Below are 19,484 nucleotides of genomic sequence, written 5' to 3' on the forward strand. Positions count from 1 at the left end.
TTTGATGGAAATTGAAATGACCGACCAGACTACCCGCCAGCCGATCCGCCGCGCCTTGATCAGTGTTTCCGACAAGACCGGGATCCTCGAATTTGCCCGGGAGCTGGAAGCCCTGGGCGTGGAAATCCTCTCCACGGGCGGGACCTTCAAACTGCTGCAGGACAACGGCGTGGCCGCAGTGGAAGTGGCGGACTACACCGGTTTCGCAGAAATGATGGACGGTCGGGTCAAGACCCTGCACCCGAAAATCCACGGCGGCATCCTTGGCCGTCGCGGTATCGACGACGCCATCATGACCGAGCACGGCATCAAGCCGATCGACCTGGTGGCCGTTAACCTCTACCCGTTCGAAGCCACCATCAACAAGCCAGGCTGCGACCTGCCGACCGCCATCGAAAACATCGATATCGGCGGCCCGACCATGGTGCGCTCGGCAGCCAAGAACCACAAAGACGTGGCCATCGTGGTCAACGCCAGCGATTACGCCCAAGTGCTCGAAAACCTGAAGGCCGGTGGCCTGACCTACGCCCAGCGTTTCGACCTGATGCTCAAGGCGTTCGAACACACCGCCGCCTACGACGGCATGATCGCCAACTACATGGGTACCGTGAACCAGGCCGCTGAAACCCTCAGCACCGAAGGTCGCAGCCAGTTCCCGCGCACCTTCAACAGCCAGTTCATCAAGGCCCAGGAAATGCGTTACGGCGAGAACCCGCACCAGAGCGCGGCGTTCTACGTTGAGGCCAAGCCGGCCGAAGTCGGCATCGCCACCGCGACCCAACTGCAAGGCAAGGAGCTGTCCTACAACAACGTGGCCGACACTGACGCCGCGCTGGAATGTGTGAAGAGCTTCGTCAAGCCGGCCTGCGTGATCGTCAAGCACGCCAACCCATGCGGCGTGGCCGTGAGCCCGGACGCGGAAGGTGGCATTCGCCAGGCCTACGAACTGGCCTACGCCACCGACACCGAATCGGCGTTCGGCGGCATCATCGCCTTCAACCGTGAACTGGACGCCGAGACCGCCAAGGCGATCGTCGAGCGTCAGTTCGTCGAAGTGATCATTGCCCCAAGCGTCAGCGAAGAAGCCCGTGCCATCGTGGCGGCCAAAGCCAACGTGCGCCTGCTGGCCTGCGGCGAGTGGTCGGCTGACCGCGCAGCTGCCTGGGACTACAAGCGCGTCAACGGCGGCTTGCTGGTACAGAGCCGTGACATCGGCATGATCGGCAGCGAAGACCTGAAAGTGGTGACCAAGCGCGCCCCGACCGAGCAAGAGATCAACGACCTGATCTTTGCCTGGAAAGTGGCCAAGTACGTGAAGTCCAACGCCATCGTCTACGCCAAGAACCGCCAGACCATCGGTGTCGGCGCCGGCCAGATGAGCCGCGTGAACTCGGCGCGTATCGCTGCGATCAAGGCCGAGCACGCCGGTTTGCAGGTGGTGGGCTCGGTGATGGCTTCCGACGCATTCTTCCCGTTCCGTGACGGCCTGGACAATGCCGCGAAAGCCGGCGTGACCGCCGTGATCCAACCGGGCGGTTCGATGCGTGATGCTGAAGTGATCGCCGCTGCTGACGAAGCCGGCATCGCCATGGTCTTCACCGGCATGCGCCACTTCCGTCACTGATCCAACATTGCCTGGTGGGCACTGGCTTCGGTAGGAGCTGGCTTGCCTGCGATAGCATCACCTCGGTGCACTCGTTACACCGAGGCGCCCGCATCGCAGGCAAGCCAGCTCCCACAGAAAAGCGCCCACAGTGTTCCCAAGAATTTGCGTCATCCGAGGTTTTTGAAATGAATGTTTTGATCATTGGCAGCGGTGGCCGTGAACACGCCCTGGCCTGGAAAGTTGCCCAGGACCCGCGCGTCCAGAAAGTGTTCGTGGCCCCCGGCAACGCCGGCACCGCCATTGAAGCCAAGTGCGAGAACGTCGCGATCGACGTGCTGGCCCTTGAGCAGTTGGCAGATTTTGCTGAAAAGAACGTCTCCCTGACCATCGTCGGTCCGGAAGTCCCGCTGGTGGCCGGCGTCGTGGACCTGTTCCGCAGCCGTGGCCTGGACTGCTTCGGCCCAACCGCCGGCGCTGCCCAACTGGAAGGCTCCAAGGCGTTCACCAAGGACTTCCTGGCCCGCCACAAGATCCCGACTGCCGATTACCAGAACTTCACCGAGATCGAGCCGGCCCTGGCTTACCTGCGCGAAAAAGGCGCCCCTATCGTGATCAAGGCCGACGGCCTGGCGGCTGGTAAAGGCGTGATCGTGGCGATGACCCTGCAGGAAGCCGAAGACGCCGTTCGCGACATGCTCGCCGGCAACGCCTTTGGCGACGCAGGTTCGCGTGTGGTGATCGAGGAGTTCCTCGACGGCGAAGAAGCCAGCTTCATCGTGATGGTTGACGGCAAGAACGTCTTGCCGATGGCCACCAGCCAGGACCACAAACGCGTCGGCGACGGCGACACCGGCCCGAACACCGGCGGCATGGGGGCCTACTCCCCTGCCCCAGTGGTCACCGCCGACGTGCACCAGCGCGTGATGGACCTGGTGATCTGGCCGACCGTGCGCGGCATGGCCGATGAAGGCAATGTGTACACCGGCTTCCTGTATGCCGGCCTGATGATCGACAAAGCCGGTAACCCGAAAGTCATCGAGTTCAACTGCCGCTTCGGCGATCCTGAAACCCAGCCGGTGATGCTGCGTCTGCAGTCGAGCCTGGTACTGCTGGTGGAAGCCGCCCTGGCCCAGGCCCTGGACAAGGTTGAAGCGCAGTGGGACCCACGTCCGAGCGTCGGCATTGTGCTGGCGGCCGGTGGTTACCCTGCCGACTACGCCAAGGGCGATGTCATTGAAGGCCTCGACGCCGCGGCTACGCTGGAAGGCAAGGTGTTCCATGCCGGCACCGCGCTCAAGGATGGCAAGGTCGTCACCGCCGGTGGCCGCGTGTTGTGCGCAACCGCCATGGGCGCCAGTGTCGACGCCGCGCAGCAACAAGCGTACAAGCTGGCGGCGAAGATCGATTGGAACGGCTGTTTCTACCGCAAGGACATCGGCTATCGCGCCATCGCCCGTGAACGGGGCGAGAACAGCTAAGCAGCCGCCGTCAATAGCTGTCCATTCGGCTAGGCAAGGGCCTCTGGCCCTTGCCGTATGCAGGCTTCCCCGCGCATAGTTAACCCGTGCATCAACCTACGAAGGGATTTCGCCGTGCGCTGGCTCAGGATCGCCATAGGTTTTACTGTCAGCTTGCTGACACTGCTCTGCTTGCTCCCGGCCCAGGCCGCCGCGCAAGGCAGTGGCTGGGCAGTATTGCTTGATGAACAGGCCGACCTGCAACTGAGCGACATCCGTTCCTCGCGCTACACCAATCAATTCAGCCCCATCGAACTGGACCGCATTACCGCTGCGGAACCGGACGGTGCGTTGTGGGTACGTTTCAAGCTGCAACCCGGCAAGCACGAACAAGTGCTACGGGTATTCGCCCCGGATCTGTCACACCTGAGCCTCTATGTCCTGGACGGCGACACCCTGGTGGAACAGCAAAGCACCGGAACTCGCCAGCCCCAGGCTGAGCGGCCGCTGCCCAGCAGTGACTTCATGCTGCCAATGCCCCAGAGCCAGAAGCCCCTCGAGGTCTACCTGCGCCTGGTCTCGGAGCACGAACTGCGCCCCTACATCACCCTGGAACCGGCCGTGCTCGCCGCCGCCGACCAGACCCAGACGCTGATCTACGGCCTGCTGTTCGGCTGCCTGCTGATGCTGATCCTGCACAACCTGACGCGCTTCGCCTACCACCGCTCGCGCAGCAGCCTGTGGCTGGCGGCCTGCGAAGTGCTGTTGATGCTCAGCCTGGCACTGCTGCTCAACCTGGTGGGCCCGTGGCTGCCGAACTGGCATGCGATCCAGACCCCCGGCGCCTACCTGGCGCTGCTGCTGACCGCACCGTGCGGGCTGATGTTTGCCTACCGTTTCTTCATGCCATTGGGCCCGCACCCGCTGAACAAACTGTTGATGGCCGACATCCTGTTCATCGTGCTGTGCGGCCTGCTGCTGTTGTTCGTCAACACTTTGCCGCTGAACATCATCACCTACGCCCTCGTGGCCCTGGCCGGCTTGAGCATGCTGTTTATCTCGGCCTATCACTGGCAGAAAGGCTACCGCCCGGCACGCCTGTTCGTGGCAGCGATGGTGGTGTTCAACATCGGCACGCTGATCATCCTGCCGGCGCTGCTGGGCCTGACGATGGTCTCGCCCCAAGGCCTGATCGTCACGCTGCTGGCCTTTATCTGCCTCAGCGGCCTGTTGATGAGCCTGGCGTTGGGCGAACGCCAGCGCGCAATTGTCGAGGCGCGTTTCAGCCTCAGCCGCGACCTGGCGGCGAGCAACGCCGAGATCGCCGCCAAGGCCGAGTTCCTGGCCAAGATCAGCCATGAGATCCGCACCCCCATGAACGGCGTGCTGGGCATGACCGAGCTGCTGCTGGGCACGCCGCTGTCGGTAAAGCAGCGCGACTATGTGCAGACCATCCACAGCGCCGGCAACGAACTGCTCACGCTGATCAACGAAATCCTCGATATCTCCAAGCTGGAGTCCGGCCAGATCGAACTGGACGACGTGCAATTCGACCTCAATGCGCTGATCGAAGACTGCCTGAGTATCTTCCGCGCCAAGGCCGAGCAGCAGAACGTCGAACTGATCAGCTTTATCCAGCCCCAGGTGCCTCGCGTGATCAGCGGCGACCCGACACGTCTGCGTCAGGCCATGTTGAGCCTGCTGGAAAACGCCTTGCAAAAGACCGACGAGGGCGAAGTGCTGATCGTCGTCGCCCTCGATGACCGCAGCACCAAGCCGCGCTTGCGCATTGCCGTACAAGACAGCGGCCTGCCCATGGAAGCGGCCGAGCGCGACGCCCTGCTGCACAGCGAACTGCACAGCAAGAATTTCTTCTCGGCCACCCGCCTGAACGGTCACCTGGGCCTGGTCATCGCCCGCCAGTTGATCCTGTTGATGAACGGCGAATTCGGCATCAAGAGCGGCAGCCACCAGGGCAGCACCCTGTGGCTGACCCTGCCGCTGGACCCGCAACGCCTGGAACATCCGACCTCCGACCTCGACGGCCCACTCAAAGGTGCACGGGTGCTGGTGGTGGACGACAACGACACCTGCCGCAAAGTGCTGGTGCAACAGTGCTCGGCCTGGGGCCTGAACGTGAGCGCGGTGCCCTCGGGCAAGGAAGCCCTGGCGTTGCTGCGTACCAAGGCGCACCTGCGTGACTACTTCGACGTGGTGCTGCTGGACCAGAACATGCCCGGCATGACCGGCATGCAACTGGCAGCGAAGATCAAGGAAGACCCGAGCCTGAACCACGACATCCTGCTGATCATGCTCACCGGCATCAGCAATGCGCCGAGCAAGATAATCGCGCGCAATTGCGGGATCAAACGCATCCTCGCCAAGCCGGTGGCCGGCTACACACTCAAGACCACCCTGGCCGACGAACTGACCCAGCGCAGCAAAGGCAGCATCCCGCCACGCCCAGTCCTCAACGCCCCGGCGGCCGTCACCGTGCCCAGCGATTTCCGTATCCTGGTGGCCGAAGACAACAGCATTTCCACCAAGGTGATCCGCGGCATGCTCGGCAAGCTCAACCTCAACCCGGACACCGCCAGCAACGGCGAAGAAGCCCTGGAAGCGATGAAGGCCCAGCGCTATGACCTGGTGTTGATGGATTGTGAAATGCCGATCCTCGATGGCTTCTCGGCCACTCAACAACTGCGCGCGTGGGAAGTCAGCCACCAACGCATCCGCACCCCGGTGGTGGCGTTGACGGCGCACATTCTGTCGGAACATAAAGAACGCGCACGCCAGGCCGGGATGGATGGGCACATGGCCAAGCCGGTGGAGTTGTCGCAGTTGCGCGAGCTGGTGGAGTTCTGGGTGGCACAGCGTCAGCAACGACCCGAACACGCGCCCTCCTGACCTGAAACACGACCTCCCGTAGGAGCTGGCTTGCTGTGGTGAGCGGGCTTGCCCGCGCTGGGCTGCGAAGCGGCCCTAACACCCAACGCCGCGGAGTGCCTGACACAACGCGGCGTTTTTATTGGGGCCGCTTCGCAGCCCAGCGCGGGGCAAGCCCGCTCACCACAGCAAGCCCCCTCCCACATTTGATCTCTGGCGCCTGATAGACTCGACACACTTCTCCCATCGCGAGCCACTCACATGCTCCACGTGTTATTCAGCGTCTACCTGAAAATGCTGGTGCTCTACAGCCCGTTCTTCGTGCTGTCCTGCTTTATCAGCCTCACCCGTGGCTACTCCAGCAAAGAGCGGCGGCGGCTGGCGTGGAAGGTGGCGCTGGCGACCCTGGTTTCAAGCGTGTTGCTCTACCTGTTCGGCCGGGTGATTTTCAGTGTGTTCGGCATCACCGTCGACGCCTTCCGCATCGGCGCCGGCAGTGTGCTGTTCATCTCCGCCTTGGGCATGGCCCAGGGCAAGTCGGCGGTGCAGACCGACAACGTGCAGCAAGACGTGACCATCGTGCCGCTGACCATTCCCCTTACCGTCGGCCCCGGCACCATCGGCGCACTGTTGGTGATGGGCGTGAGCCAGCCACACTGGGACGACAAGATCACTGCCATCCTCAGCATTGCCCTGGCCAGCCTTACAGTGGGCGTGGTGCTGTACCTGTCCAACCGTATCGAACGCATCCTCGGCGACCAGGGCTTGCAGATTGTCAGCCGTTTGATGGGGCTGTTCGTGTGCGCCCTGGCCGCGCAAATCATCTTTACCGGCGTACGCGGCTATCTGGTGCCCTAAATCCGGTACTTGGCGATCGCCAGCTGGACCTTGTCCCCCGCACTCTCGCGCATCAGTTGCAGGGTCTTTTCGTTGACCACCGAGGTATTCAGCACCAGACACGTCTGCCCGCTGAAGGCCTCGAACGAAGAACTGTCCCACTCCAGGAAGGGCAACCCCACCTGTTTGCTCACGCCATGGGTGCTGTAGGTCACCAGCACCATCATCAGCTCCCCGTCTGTTTCAGCACAGGAGGCCAGGCCGAAATCACCGCCCTGGTGCACGGCGCTGTTGCGTTTGAACAACTCGAAAGACGCCGGCGTCTGCTTCAATGCCTCCAACGCATCGGCCGCCAGCTTTGGCAGCAGGGTCAGCAGTGGCGCGGTCAACGACGTCGACGCCAGCAGGCTGGCGATGAGATTAAGCGCAGCCAATTGCACGGTCAGGCCCTTGCCCGAGCGTGACACCCGCTCGAAGCTGCTGCGTACCGGCAACCACCCCAGGCTGACCATCACCTTGATGAACTCGTCGTACCAATCTTCGGTACCCCGGTGCACGTTCAACACATCGCTGACATAGCTGCTGGCAAGCAGATAGCTTTTACGGATGTATTCGCGGTTCAGGCCGGACAGGCCTTCGGCAAAGGAAATCACGCTGTTGTTGACCACCGCTGCGTTGAAGTCGTCTTCGGTGTCCAGCGGTACAGTCTTCTGCGCGCCAGGCGCTCCCGGCAGTTTGTAGGCGGCAATCAACTTGCGCCTTTTTGTGCTGTTGATCCGTCTGTGATGTCGCTCCATTTTGATTCTCCACAAGCACCCCAACTCGAGGCTTAACCCCACCCTAGTCCAGTGCCCGACGGGTTTTCCAGACGATAAAAATCCCTTGGCGCCACGCGTCAAACCCTGGCGCCCAGCAATCATGCAGGGTGCCTGGCGAGCTTCCGGAGTTCGTCGCAATAAAAAGAAAAAGCGCCGAACAACATCAGGAAATTCCCTGGGTCATTCAGCGCTTTCAGGCAGCCAACCGGTCGTTTTCAGGAGGCGGGTTTCTCGCCGTACCAGCGCGGCGTGTACACCCACTCACCGCCACCGGCACGGGGGAAGGTGCAGGTGGTGGAGGAGCCGATCAGCACCATGGTGCGCATGTCCACCTGCTCCGGCGTCAGTTGCCCAAGCGTGGTCACACGCAAGGTCTGCCCCGGGCGCCCAATATCGCGACCCAGCACCACCGGTGTTTGCGGCGTGCGATGCAGCGCGACGATTTCCAGGGCGCGCCCCAGTTGCCATGGCCGCGAACGCGAGATCGGGTTGTAGAACGCCAGGGCCAGGTCGGCCTGGGACGCGAGGTCCAGGCGCTTTTCGATAATCGACCAGGGCTTGAGGTTGTCCGACAGCGACATCACGCAAAAGTCATGGCCCAACGGCGCGCCCGCCTGGGCAGCCGTGGCCAGTGAGGCCGAGACACCGGGCAGGATCTGCAGGTCGACCTGATGCCACGCCGGGTCATTGGACTCGTGCAAGGCCTCGATCACCGCAGCGGCCATGGCGAATACGCCAGGGTCGCCAGACGACACCACCACCACCGAGCGACCTTGGGCCGCCAGTTCGAAGGCATGGCGCGCGCGCTGCATTTCTTCGCGGTTATCGGTGCAATGCTGCACCTGATCATCGCGGAACGGCCCGGCCATGCGCACGTAGGTTTCGTAGCCGAGCACGTCGGTGCAACGTGCCAGTTCAGCCTTCACCGCAGGCACCATCAACTCGGCCGCACCAGGACCCAGGCCGATCACGGCGAGGCGGCCACGCAGACGTCCGACTTGCGACAGGTCCAACGGCTGCTCAGCGACATCGATCACAATATCGGCCTCTTGGCTGGCGCTGACGAACCGCAACGGTACGCCCAGCTCCAACGCCGCCTCATGCAGCGACGCTTCGGCCATCTGCGTATCACTGGCCAGCAGGCACGCCAGGGATTGCACGGCGATGCCGGCCTCATGCAATGCCGTGCGAACGCGCACTGCCAGCTGCGCACCGGGCTGGCAGGTCACGCTGACGTTCTTCGGGTAGATCAGCAATTCATTGGCGGCGGGTGTGCGCTCGGCACTGCCCACGTGAATCGCCAGGCGTGCCTGTTGATCCTGGGGCAGGTTGGCCTGGTCCAGCCATGGCGCCGCGCCTTCGATGCGCACGCTTTCGCCGGCCAGCAGGTCCGAGACGAAGCGCTTGCCCAGTTCCAGATCGGCCAACTCATAGCCCTTGGGCGGGTTGAGCAGGCAGGTGCCGAAACGCAGCTCGCCACTGGTGGTAATCGCAGCAGCTACGTCCAACGCAGCGGCAATCTCCCGCGCCATGACGTTCACGCCACCCAGGCCACCCAGCAACGGCACCACCGCGCTGCCGTCTTCGGCCACGGCCAGCACGGCGGGCTCTTCGCCTTTTTCCAGCAACAGCGGCGCCAGGGTGCGGATCACGATGCCGGCGGCGCACAGCACGATCAGCGGCGTGCCCTGTTGATAGAGCTGGCGCAGGGTTGCGCCGAACTCGCTGTAAGCCTGGTCTGCACCGTCGACGCGCCCGGCCAGGCCATGAATCAGCGCACCGGGGTACACCTGCTGGATCTTGCGCGCAGTGGCCAGGCTACCCTGGCCGAGGATGACAATCGCCGGGCTGATCAACCTTGCCACCGTTCACCGGGCACGATGATCAGCGAGAAGTACGGCGAAGACATCGGCTCCACCTCATCGAGCGGTACGATTTTCTGGTTGGCCATGGTCGCGCGCTCCACATACAACGCACGCTCGGCCAGGCCGAGCTCTTCCAGCACCTGGCGCACCTTGGGGAAGTTGCGGCCCAGCTTCATGATCACCGCTGCGTCGGCGTCCGCCAGGCGGCGCTTCAAGTCCTCATGCGGCAGCACGCCCGAGAGCACCGACAGGCTCTGGTTGCGATACACCAGCGGCGCGCCGAGCACCGAGGCGCCGCCGAGCATCGAACACACGCCTGGGATGACCTGGGCGTCGTAGCGCTCGGCGAGACGGTCGTGCAGGTACATGTAGGAGCCGTAGAAAAACGGGTCGCCTTCGCAGATCACCGCCACATCACGGCCGGCATCCAGGTGCGCGGCGACGTCAACACTGGCGGCGTCGTAGAAATCGCTGATCACTTGCTCGTAGGACATCGGTGCCGGCAATACCTCGGTGGTCACCGGGTACACCAGCGGCATCAGGGTCTGTTGCGGCACCAGGTGGTCTTCGATGATGCCGAAGGCGTTGCCCTTTTTGCCCTTGGCCACGAAGTACGCCACCACCGGCGATTCGCGCAGCAGGCGCAGGGCCTTGAGGGTAATCAATTCGGGGTCACCCGGCCCCACGCCCAGGCCGATCAAACGTCCGCGTGCCTGCATTATTCGACCTCCGTGGCCAGGGCATTCACTGCGGCGGCGGCCATGGCACTGCCACCCAGGCGGCCCTGCATGATCACGAACGGCACGCCACGGCTGTCGGCGGCCAGCATCGCCTTGGACTCGGCGGCGCCAACGAAACCCACCGGGAAGCCGAGGATCAACGCCGGTTTCGGTGCGCCGGCGTCGAGCATTTCCAGCAGGTAGAACAAGGCGGTCGGCGCGTTGCCGATCACTACCACGCTGCCTTCGAGGTGCGGACGCCACAGCTCCAGCGCCGCAGCGGAGCGGGTGTTGCCCAACTCCCGTGCCAATTGCGGCACGCTGTCGTCGCGCAAGGTGCAGATCACTTCGTTGTTGGCTGGCAGCCGCGCGCGGGTCACGCCTTCGGAGACCATCCGCGCATCGCACAGAATCGGCGCACCGGCGGCCAGCGCATCGCGCCCGGCCTTGCCCGCACCTTCGGAGAACTGCAGGCCGTCGATGGCCTCGACCATGCCGCAGGCATGAATCACGCGCACCGCGAGTTTTTCCAGGTCGGCCGGGATGCGGTCCAACTTGGCTTCCGCGCGAATAATGGCGAAGGAGTTGCGGTAGATCTCCTGACCGTCGCGGATGTAATCAATCATCGGTGTTGCTCCGTGGGCGAGCGCGCAGCAAGGCGCCCGTCGCTTCAATGGAAAGGGTGCGCGCGTGCAGCCGGCCAAAACCTGGGTGGGCTGCATCGCGGAAATAGAGGTCGTAGTGGCCGGGGCTCACTGCCAACAGGGTCACCGGCGCAACGTGCGCAGCGGCGCAGGAACGTGGGCAGCCGGACACGTGCACATCAACGCCTGGGTCGAGCGCGGCCAGTTGCTGGGCGTCCGCCTTGGTGTCGGCCAGGCCTTTGCCGCAGCCGCTGGAGCCCGTGCAGGCCGTCATGCGCGCCAGCGGTTGGTCGACCGAGCAGAGAAAGCCCAGTTGCGCCAGGCGCTCGGTCACGGCGTGAGGCTTTTCGACGTTGGGCAGCAGCACGCCCTGCCAAGGGGTGAAGCGCAACGTGCTGTCGCCGTACTTGCTGGCGAGTTGCGCGACACCCCTGAGCATCGTCGCGTCCAGGCGACCCAAGGGAGCGATCGCAGCAACGTAAAACTGATTCTGTTGCGACTGTGGATAAGTCCCAAGGTGCAGCAAAGCGCCGCTGGGCGGGCGTTTGAAGCCGTCAACCGGCAGCAGCTTCAGGTGCAGACGGTTCCGCACGTTATCCACAGGCAGATGACGCATGCGGGTTTGTTCCGGGGTGGCGAGGTCAAGAAACGCCTCCAGCACCGCCACCACCAGCGCATGGCCCTGCGCCAACGGCACGGCTGCCAACGGTGCATCCAGCCCTGGGCAACCGGCCAGGCCAAACGCCAGGAGCGTCTCACCATCGCGTACGAAGGCCGACAGCCACACGTCATGATGATGTTCGAGCATCGCCAGGGCTTCACCGCCATCCAGTTGCACGGCGAACTTGGCCGACAGCTCATGGAAACGCGGATGGGTTTGCAGGGTGGCGAGGATTTCATCGGCCAGCGGGCGGGTGTCGAACAGCATCTGCGGGTCGATGCCGGCGCTGGGGCTGAGCATCAAGTTGCGTACATCGTCACCGGCCGCGTTGCTGGGGCCCAGGCCTGCGGCCAGCAACTTGGAGATCAAGGCGCCCTCTTCGGCGCCGATCCCGCGAATCTGCAGGTTGGCGCGGTTGGTCGCCTCGATCACCCCACCCGCGTAAGCCTGGGCCGCATCCGCCACCGCATGGGCTTGCTCGCTGGTGATGGAACCACCGGCCAGTTTGATCCGGCAAATCCCGCCATCCAACGCCTGGACGATACGCAGCAACCCCGGACAAGCCGAGGGGCGCAAGGTATTCGCAGTGTGTGTTGGGTTCACGGGGCTACCGGTTCACAGGTAAAGGCGCGGTATTATGCCTGCTTTGTCCGCCGGCATGAAAAGCCTGCCCGTCGGATGTCGTTCAAGGAATCCATATGTCGCCCTGGCTGACGGTTGTAGGCATCGGTGAAGACGGCTTCAAGGGGCTGGGCAGGAATGCCCGGCATGCCCTGTTGCGCGCCACTCGGATTATAGGAGGTCAGCGCCAGTTGGACCTGTTGCCGGTGTGTATTCGGGGCGAGCGTCAGTTGTGGCCGAGCCCGTTTTCCCTGGAACCCGTGCTGGCGCGGCGTGGCGAGCCGGTGTGTGTGCTGGCCAGCGGCGACCCGATGTTTTATGGCGTGGGGGCCAGTCTGGTGCGGCAGGTCGCAGCGCAGGAGTTGCTGATTTTACCGGCGCCCTCATCGGTGTCCCTGGCGGCGGCGCGGCTGGGCTGGCCGTTGCAGGAGGTGGTGACGCTATCCGTGGTCGCCCGGCCATTGGCGGTGCTGAATGCGCACATGGCCAGTGGCGTGCGATTGCTGGTATTGAGCAATGACGGGCGCAGTCCGGCGTTGATTGCCTCATTGTTGGCTAAGTCAGGGTTCGGGCCCAGCCGGTTGAGCGTGTTTGAACACCTGGGCGGTGCGGATGAGCGGCGCATCGATGGTTTGGCTGCTGATTGGCAACACACCTCAGTCGCCGATTTGAATCTGGTCGCCATCGAGTGCGTGGCCTCCAGCGATACACCACGCCTTTCACGCCTGGCGGGCCTGCCCGACTCAGCCTTCAAGCACGACGGTCAATTGACCAAGCGCGACGTGCGCGCCATGACCCTCGCCCGCCTCGCCCCGATGCCCGGTGAACTGCTGTGGGACGTGGGCGCGGGCAGCGGCTCCATTGGTATCGAATGGATGCGTGCGCACGCGAGTTGCCGAGCGTTGGCGATTGAAGCGGATGAAGGTCGGCAAGGCCTGATTGAACACAACCGCGATGCGCTTGGCGTGCCTGGCCTGCAGTTGGTTCGCGGCAAGGCGCCCGAGGTCTTGCTGGGCCTGGAAGCACCGGACGCGATCTTTATCGGCGGCGGCGTCACTCGCGAAGGCGTGCTCGACACCTGCTGGCAACATCTACGCCCCGGTGGCCGCCTGGTCGCCAATGCTGTGACCCTGCAAAGTGAAATGACCTTGATGAACTGGCGCGCGCAACATGGCGGCGAGTTGACCCGCGTCCATGTGGCGCAGGCCCAGCCGCTGGGGGAATTCGATACCTGGCGCCAGGCGTTGCCGATTACCTTGCTAGAAGTGGTCAAGCCGCTATGAAACGCATCTTGCTGTTGGGTGGTGTGACCGAGGCGCTGGCTATCGCGCGGACCTTGGGGCCAGAGCATATCTACAGTTTGGCCGGGGTCGGCCGTGTGCCTACCGATCTCACATGCCAGGTGCGAGTGGGCGGCTACGGCGGGGCCGAGGGCTTGGCGCAGTTTGTTCGGGATGAGGGGGTTGGCCTGATTCTCGACGCGACCCATCCGTACGCGGCGCAGATCAGCCGAAATGCGGCCGAGGCTGCGCAGTTGAGCGGCGTGCCTTGCTGGGCCTTGCGCCGACCGGCGTGGCAGCCGCAGACGGGAGATGATTGGCGCGAGGTCAGTGATTGGGCCTCGTTGATTGAAGCGCTTAAACCCTTCAAGCGTCCGCTGTTCACGCTTGGCCGCGAGCCGTTGCAGCACATTGATGAAATCCCGCCGGAGCAGTTCTGGACACTGCGCGCGTTGGATGTGTATCCGGGGAGCGAGCGCTGTGAAGTGATCGGCGCGCGTGGGCCGTTCTTGATCGAAGATGAGCGTGCGTTGTTCGCACGGCGTGGCATTGATGTGTTGATCAGCAAGAACAGCGGCAGCACCGCGACGGAGCCGAAGCTGGAAGTGGCAAGGGAGCTTGGGGTGCCGGTGTTGGTGTTGAAGCGGCCGGTGTTGGCAGCCGTAGATCAAGAATTCACCAGCGTGGCCGCGGTGCTGCAGACAATCACCGTTTTCTGAACGACGACTATCCCCTGTGGGAGCGGGCTTGCTCGCGAATGCGGTGTATCAGTCACCTGATGTATTGGCTGACACTCCGCTTTCGCGAGCAAGCCCGCTCCCACATTTAGGACCGCGTTGTCCTTGATATCGGCAACCTCTCAGTTCCCGTCTATCCTCAACCACTGGCACTGCGACACCAAACCACATGCCCTGTTTTTACTTCTCCCCTACGATCAGGCTAAATACCCCCTGATCGTTTAACCCTACGGATTGTCCGCCATGGCCCGTCAACGCTTTGCAATCGCCTGGATCGCCTGCCTTGCAGTGCTGTTCAACGCCTTTGCCATGCCGATGGCCAGTGCGATGCAGCAATCCCAGGACCCGGTGCAGCAATTGCTGTGGGGCAGCTTCTGCTCCTCCAATGGTGCCAGTCTGAAGACTATTGCCCTGGGCCAACTGGAGATTCCGGCGCCGCAGCAGGACGATCACTCCACCATGCAGCATTGCTGGTGCTGCTCGGGCTCGACGCCGGTGGTGGCGTTGCCGGGGCATGTGCCGCAGTTGTATGTAACGCGGTTCGACGTGTTCCAGCACCTGACGCCGTCTGCGCCCCAGCAACCTACCCCGCGCCAGCAATGGCCGAGTCTTAACCCCCGCGCCTCCCCGACGGTCTGATTTCTTCGCAAGTGAACTGCGTTTAGAACCGTTCTGGAGAACTGCCATGCTCAAATCTTCCCTGCTTCTGGCTGCGTTGTTGTTGCCGGTGTTCAGTGCTGCCAATGCCGATGACTACAAGGTCGGCGAACTGGAGATCCGTGAACCCTGGTCCCAGGAGTTGCCGCCCAATGCGCCGACTGTCGCGGCGTATTTCGTGATTCATAACACCGGCGAAACGGCGGACCGTTTGCTCGGTGTCGAGACGCCCGTGGCGGACAAGGCCGAGTTGCACGAGCATGTGATGCAAGGCGACTTGATGAAGATGCAACAAGTGCCCAGCGTGGCCGTACCGGCCAAAGGCGATCTGACCTTCGCGCCCATGGCGTATCACGTGATGCTGCTGGGCCTCAAGGACCGCAGCCTGTTGGCCGACGGCAAGCAATTCCCGCTGACCCTGACCTTCGAGAAAGCCGGCAAGGTCGAGGTGGAAGTCAGCGTGCAAAAAACGCCGCCAATGGCCACCCACGAGCATAAGCACGCCCAGTAGGTAGACTCCCGATGGGCGCCCCTCGCGCCAGGTTATCTCCACACTCCCGCCTGAGAAGCGGCAGTTGGATCAGCCTGTTCGCCATGCTGATGATCTTTATCGGTCCGCTGATTTCCCAAGCGATGCCGATGGATCATCACGCCGGTATGTCCATGTCCATGGACATGCCGATGGAGCACGGCGAAACCCATCACAAGCAAACCCCTGACGAACACCACGCCCTCTGGTCCAAGTGCGGCTATTGTGACCTGCTCTATAGCTGCCCAGCCCTGCCCGGCGGCATTTCAACCTTTACCCTGAGCAGTCCGCCACCGGCCAACGCCCTCACCCCCGCCACACGCCTGGGCCATGCCCGGCAGAGCATCTTCCCCGGCGCCCGCAGCCGCGCGCCGCCCATCGCTTCGTAAGCACTTAACACCGTTACTTCACCCCGGCCGACTTTAGACAGACAGCCGCAGGCTGCTGGCCGTGTTGTTTACGAATGATTGATGGAATTTGTCATGTCCAGGTTTTCTGCTGACACCCGTTTGGGATGTACCCCCGTGCTCGCTGCCTTATGCGGCGCATTACTGGCGCCCCACGTTCACGCCGACGAGCATGAACTGAGCCCGACCGTGATCACCGCGATTGCCCCCAGCTCACCACTGACGGTGATCACCCACCCCAAGGACCCGCGCCAACCGGTGCCCGCCAGCGATGGCGGCGACTACCTCAAGACCATCCCCGGCTTTGCCCTGGTGCGTAACGGCGGCACCAATGGCGACCCGGTGCTGCGCGGCATGTTTGGCTCACGCCTGAATATCCTCACCAACGGCAGCATGATGCTCGGTGCCTGCCCTGGCCGCATGGACGCCCCCACCTCCTACATTTCGCCGGAAACCTACGACAAGCTCACCGTGATCAAAGGCCCGCAAACCGTGCTGTGGGGCCCCGGCGCGTCGGCCGGTACCGTCCTGTTCGAGCGCGAGCCGGAGCAGTTCGGCGAGCTGGGCACGCGGCTCAACGCCAGTGTGCTGGCCGGCTCCAACGGGCGCTTCGACAAAGTCATCGATGCCGCCGCCGGCGGCCCGCTGGGATACGTACGGGTGATCGGCAACCAGGCCCATGCCGATGACTACAAGGACGGCAACAACGACACGGTTGCCTCGCGCTACGACAAGTGGAATGGCGATGTGGCGGTCGGCTTCACCCCCGACGCCGACACCTTGCTGGAACTCACCGCTGGCCGTGGCGATGGCGAAGCCCGCTACGCCGGGCGCGGCATGGACGGCTCGCAGTTCCTGCGTGAGAGCCTGGGGCTGCGCTTTGAAAAATCCAACATCGGCGAGGTATTGGACAAGGTCGAGGCCCAGGTCTACTACAACTACGCCGACCATGTGATGGACAACTACAGCCTGCGCACGCCGTCGGGCACCGGGATGATGGCCGGGCCGATGGCCTCCAACGTCGACCGCCGCACCCTCGGCGCGCGCATCAAGGCCACCTGGCGCTGGGCCGATGTGCAGTTGATCAGCGGCCTGGACGCGCAGACCAACGAACATCGCCAACGCAGCAGCATGGGCATCGACACCTACAAGGATCTGCCACGGGTCAAGGACGCCAACTTTCACAACTACGGCGTGTTCGGCGAACTCACCTGGTACGCCGCCGACCGCGACCGCCTGATCACCGGCGCACGCCTGGACCGCGCTTCGGCCAAAGACTTCCGGCAAACCACCGGCTCGGGCATGAGCAGCCGCGCCAACCCGACTGCTGACGACACCCGCGCCGATACCTTGCCATCGGGCTTCGTGCGTTATGAACACGACCTGGCCGACAGCCCCACCACCCTCTACGCAGGCCTGGGCCACTCGGAGCGCTTCCCGGATTACTGGGAGCTGTTTTCGCCCAATACCGGCGCGGTCGGTTCGGTGAATGCCTTCGACGGCGTGAAGCCGGAGAAAACCACCCAACTCGACTTCGGCGCGCAGTACAAGGCCGAGGACCTTGAAGCCTGGGCCTCGGGCTACATCGGCCGAGTGCAGGATTTCATCCTGTTCGACTACAAGCCCGGCATGATGGGCACCACTTCCCAGGCGCGTAACGTGGATGCGCGCATCATGGGCGGTGAATTGGGCGCAGCGTACAAACTGACGCGCAACTGGAAAGCCGACGCCACCCTCGCCTACGCCTGGGGCAAGAACAGTAGCGACGGCAAGGCCCTGCCGCAAATGCCGCCACTGGATGCACGTTTCGGCCTCACCTACAGCGAAGACGACTGGAGTGCCGGCGCGTTGTGGCGTGTGGTCGCGGCGCAACACCGCATCGACCAGAACAAAGGCAACGTGGTCGGCAAGGACTTCGACAAGAGCGGCGGTTTTGGCGTGTTCTCGCTGAACGCGGCGTACCGCATCAACAAACACTTCAAGGTCAGCACCGGTGTCGACAACCTGTTCGGCAAAGCCTACGCCGAGCACCTGAACCTGGCCGGCAACGCCGGGTTCGGTTACCCGGCCAGTGACCCGCAGGCCATCAAGGAGCCAGGCCGGACCCTTTGGACCAAAGTCGACATGAGCTTCTGACGCCCCCCTGTAGGAGCCGGCTGCCGGCGATGGCGTCGATTAGATCGCCGCCGCCGGCAAGCCGGTTCCTACGGGTCATGACCGGATAAATAACAAGCCTTGCGGAGCACCTGATGAGCACTCAAAAAATGTCTTTCTACAACCTGGCCTGGCGCTGGCACTTCTACGCCGGGCTCTTCGTCGCCCCTTTCATGGTGCTGCTGGCCCTGACCGGCATCATCTACCTGTTCAAACCCCAGCTCGACCCGCTGATGTACAGCGACCTGCTCAAGGTCCAGACCGCCGAGCACGCCCTGAGCGCCGACGAGCAATTGCAACGCGCCCAGGCGGCCTACCCCAAGGCTGCCATCAGCAAGTACTTGCCGCCGACCGACGCCACCAGCAGTGCGCAGTTTGTGATGCACAACGACGGGCGCGAAGTGACGGTGTTCGTCGACCCCTACCGCGACACGGTACTCGGCGAACAGGACGCCAAATACAACCTGCAAGCCATCGCCCGTGCGCTGCACGGGGAATTGATGATTGGCACCGTCGGCGATCGGCTGGTGGAACTCGCCGCCGGTTGGGGCGTGATGCTGGTGATGTCGGGCCTCTACCTGTGGTGGCCGCGCGGCAAATCCTCGGCGGGCGTGCTGTGGCCAAGAGTCAGCAGCCGCGGCCGGGTGTTCTGGCGTGACATGCACGCGGTCACTGGCTTCTGGGGCGCGTCGCTGCTGCTGGTGATGCTGCTCAGTGGCATGACCTGGACCGGCTTTTGGGGCAAGCAGTACGCCGACTTGTGGAACACATTCCCGGCGGCGATGTGGAACCAGGTGCCACAGTCGGACCAGCAGGCGCGGGTGCTCAACACCGCTGCCCAGCAGACGGTGCCCTGGGCCATGGAAAACACGCCAATGCCGATGTCTGGCGACCATGCCGAGCACATGAATCACGGCGCGATGCATTCAGCGCCAGCCGCGCCGACCTTGCGCCTGCAACAGGTGGTCGACCTGGCTAACGCGCGCAAGGTCGAGCCTGGCTACAGCATCACCTTTCCCACCACCGCAGAAGGTGTATTCACCATCGCGGTGTTCGCCAACGACCCGCGCAATGACGCCACCCTGCACGTAGACCAGTACACCGGCAAGGTGCTGGCCGATGTGCGCTGGGAGCACTACAACCTCGTGGCACGGGCCACCGAAACCGGCGTGATGCTGCACGAAGGCAAGATGTTCGGCTGGGTCAATCAACTGATCGTGCTGCTGATCTGCCTGATGATTCTGCTCAGTGCCGTGAGTGGCCTGGTGATCTGGTGGAAGCGGCGGCCAGCGGGTGGCTTGGGTGTTCCGCCGATACGCCACGACCTGCCCAAGTGGAAGACCGCGATGGTGATCATGCTGGGCCTGGCGATCATTTTCCCACTGGTTGGCGCGTCGTTGATCGTGGTGTGGGCGCTGGATCGTCTGGTAGTGTCGCGGCTGTTTGCGCAACGTGAATCCGCCTCAGGTTCGACATGAAGTCGGCGAGATGCCCTACATAGAGGCGTTATGTAGTCTTACGCGGGCTTTCGCCCACGACGCAGGAAGTGTTAACTTATAACACTTACTGCATACCTCAGCTCGCCGCGCCCAGCGGCGAGCGCTGC

At 63.3% G+C, this 19,484-nt stretch carries 16 protein-coding genes; 11 read left to right on the top strand and 5 right to left on the bottom strand.

Annotated elements, in window-relative coordinates; genetic code table 11:
* Positions 1–16 precede the first annotated feature (16 nt).
* The 4 genes from purH (at position 17) to CWC48_RS07360 (ending at position 6,807) form a co-directional block, all read left to right on the top strand.
* Entirely contained in the window at positions 17–1,624 is a 1,608-nt protein-coding gene (purH, locus tag CWC48_RS07345; RefSeq protein ID WP_078046672.1) for a bifunctional phosphoribosylaminoimidazolecarboxamide formyltransferase/IMP cyclohydrolase, read from the top strand.
* Between the two features lie 167 nt (positions 1,625–1,791).
* On the top strand, positions 1,792–3,084 hold the full coding sequence (gene purD, locus CWC48_RS07350) for a phosphoribosylamine--glycine ligase (RefSeq protein ID WP_099493460.1): 1,293 nt from the start codon (positions 1,792–1,794) through the stop codon (positions 3,082–3,084).
* 114 nt (positions 3,085–3,198) lie between these two features.
* Entirely contained in the window at positions 3,199–5,970 is a 2,772-nt protein-coding gene (locus CWC48_RS07355) for a hybrid sensor histidine kinase/response regulator (protein ID WP_099493461.1), read from the top strand.
* A 240-nt stretch (positions 5,971–6,210) separates the two neighbouring features.
* Positions 6,211–6,807, top strand: coding sequence for a MarC family protein (locus CWC48_RS07360; RefSeq protein ID WP_003217330.1), 597 nt, complete (start codon positions 6,211–6,213; stop codon positions 6,805–6,807).
* On the opposite strand, the gene CWC48_RS07365 is transcribed toward CWC48_RS07360, so the two are convergent.
* The 5 genes from CWC48_RS07365 to cobG form a co-directional block, all read right to left on the bottom strand.
* A complete protein-coding gene (locus tag CWC48_RS07365; RefSeq protein ID WP_099493462.1) occupies positions 6,804–7,583 on the bottom strand; it encodes a hypothetical protein in 780 nt (259 codons plus the stop codon). The two genes, CWC48_RS07360 and CWC48_RS07365, sit on opposite strands and share 4 nt — an antisense overlap.
* A 236-nt stretch (positions 7,584–7,819) precedes the next feature.
* Positions 7,820–9,457 carry a precorrin-3B C(17)-methyltransferase gene (gene cobJ, locus CWC48_RS07370; RefSeq protein WP_100492503.1) on the bottom strand — a complete coding sequence of 546 codons (1,638 nt, stop codon included), beginning with the start codon at positions 9,455–9,457 and terminating at the stop codon, positions 7,820–7,822.
* The gene (locus tag CWC48_RS07375) at positions 9,457–10,188 is read right to left on the bottom strand and encodes a precorrin-2 C(20)-methyltransferase (protein WP_078046668.1); all 732 of its coding nucleotides are present in this window, start codon (positions 10,186–10,188) and stop codon (positions 9,457–9,459) included. The genes cobJ and CWC48_RS07375 overlap by 1 nt, the downstream gene beginning before the upstream one ends.
* A complete protein-coding gene (locus CWC48_RS07380; protein WP_078046667.1) occupies positions 10,188–10,814 on the bottom strand; it encodes a precorrin-8X methylmutase in 627 nt (208 codons plus the stop codon). The genes CWC48_RS07375 and CWC48_RS07380 overlap by 1 nt, the downstream gene beginning before the upstream one ends.
* Positions 10,807–12,096: a precorrin-3B synthase gene (gene cobG, locus CWC48_RS07385; RefSeq protein WP_305882041.1), complete on the bottom strand. Its 1,290-nt coding sequence runs from the start codon at positions 12,094–12,096 to the stop codon at positions 10,807–10,809. Before cobG ends, CWC48_RS07380 begins: the two co-directional genes overlap by 8 nt.
* A 95-nt stretch (positions 12,097–12,191) precedes the next feature.
* Between cobG and cbiE the strand changes: the two genes are divergently transcribed.
* From cbiE to CWC48_RS07425, 7 genes are all read left to right on the top strand, one after another.
* A complete protein-coding gene (gene cbiE / locus CWC48_RS07390) occupies positions 12,192–13,397 on the top strand; it encodes a precorrin-6y C5,15-methyltransferase (decarboxylating) subunit CbiE (RefSeq protein ID WP_100491591.1) in 1,206 nt (401 codons plus the stop codon).
* A complete protein-coding gene (locus CWC48_RS07395) occupies positions 13,394–14,113 on the top strand; it encodes a cobalt-precorrin-6A reductase (RefSeq protein WP_100491592.1) in 720 nt (239 codons plus the stop codon). Before cbiE ends, CWC48_RS07395 begins: the two co-directional genes overlap by 4 nt.
* 261 nt (positions 14,114–14,374) lie before the next feature.
* Entirely contained in the window at positions 14,375–14,770 is a 396-nt protein-coding gene (locus tag CWC48_RS07405) for a DUF2946 domain-containing protein (RefSeq protein ID WP_100491593.1), read from the top strand.
* A gap of 46 nt (positions 14,771–14,816) precedes the next feature.
* Complete coding sequence (locus CWC48_RS07410; protein ID WP_078046662.1) at positions 14,817–15,299, top strand: copper chaperone PCu(A)C; 483 nt, start codon at positions 14,817–14,819, stop codon at positions 15,297–15,299.
* An 11-nt stretch (positions 15,300–15,310) separates the two neighbouring features.
* Positions 15,311–15,706, top strand: coding sequence for a DUF2946 domain-containing protein (locus CWC48_RS07415; protein WP_100491594.1), 396 nt, complete (start codon positions 15,311–15,313; stop codon positions 15,704–15,706).
* A gap of 93 nt (positions 15,707–15,799) precedes the next feature.
* Positions 15,800–17,860: a TonB-dependent copper receptor gene (locus CWC48_RS07420; protein ID WP_100491595.1), complete on the top strand. Its 2,061-nt coding sequence runs from the start codon at positions 15,800–15,802 to the stop codon at positions 17,858–17,860.
* A 113-nt stretch (positions 17,861–17,973) separates the two neighbouring features.
* Positions 17,974–19,356: a PepSY domain-containing protein gene (locus CWC48_RS07425; RefSeq protein WP_100491596.1), complete on the top strand. Its 1,383-nt coding sequence runs from the start codon at positions 17,974–17,976 to the stop codon at positions 19,354–19,356.
* The last annotated feature ends 128 nt before the right edge of the window (positions 19,357–19,484 follow it).

Origin of the sequence: Pseudomonas sp. S10E 269, assembly GCF_002798465.1 — a bacterium.
Taxonomy (GTDB): domain Bacteria; phylum Pseudomonadota; class Gammaproteobacteria; order Pseudomonadales; family Pseudomonadaceae; genus Aquipseudomonas; species Aquipseudomonas pergaminensis.

Coding starts and splice junctions, on each gene's coding strand:
- CWC48_RS07420 (WP_100491595.1), top strand. CDS start 15,800: ATGTCCAGGTTTTCTGCTGACACCCGTTTGGGATGTACCCCCGTGCTC.
- CWC48_RS07405 (WP_100491593.1), top strand. CDS start 14,375: ATGGCCCGTCAACGCTTTGCAATCGCCTGGATCGCCTGCCTTGCAGTG.
- purH (WP_078046672.1), top strand. CDS start 17: ATGACCGACCAGACTACCCGCCAGCCGATCCGCCGCGCCTTGATCAGT.
- cbiE (WP_100491591.1), top strand. CDS start 12,192: ATGTCGCCCTGGCTGACGGTTGTAGGCATCGGTGAAGACGGCTTCAAG.
- CWC48_RS07365 (WP_099493462.1), bottom strand. CDS start 7,583: ATGGAGCGACATCACAGACGGATCAACAGCACAAAAAGGCGCAAGTTG.
- CWC48_RS07425 (WP_100491596.1), top strand. CDS start 17,974: ATGAGCACTCAAAAAATGTCTTTCTACAACCTGGCCTGGCGCTGGCAC.
- CWC48_RS07380 (WP_078046667.1), bottom strand. CDS start 10,814: ATGATTGATTACATCCGCGACGGTCAGGAGATCTACCGCAACTCCTTC.
- CWC48_RS07395 (WP_100491592.1), top strand. CDS start 13,394: ATGAAACGCATCTTGCTGTTGGGTGGTGTGACCGAGGCGCTGGCTATC.
- purD (WP_099493460.1), top strand. CDS start 1,792: ATGAATGTTTTGATCATTGGCAGCGGTGGCCGTGAACACGCCCTGGCC.
- CWC48_RS07410 (WP_078046662.1), top strand. CDS start 14,817: ATGCTCAAATCTTCCCTGCTTCTGGCTGCGTTGTTGTTGCCGGTGTTC.
- CWC48_RS07360 (WP_003217330.1), top strand. CDS start 6,211: ATGCTCCACGTGTTATTCAGCGTCTACCTGAAAATGCTGGTGCTCTAC.
- CWC48_RS07415 (WP_100491594.1), top strand. CDS start 15,311: ATGGGCGCCCCTCGCGCCAGGTTATCTCCACACTCCCGCCTGAGAAGC.
- CWC48_RS07375 (WP_078046668.1), bottom strand. CDS start 10,188: ATGCAGGCACGCGGACGTTTGATCGGCCTGGGCGTGGGGCCGGGTGAC.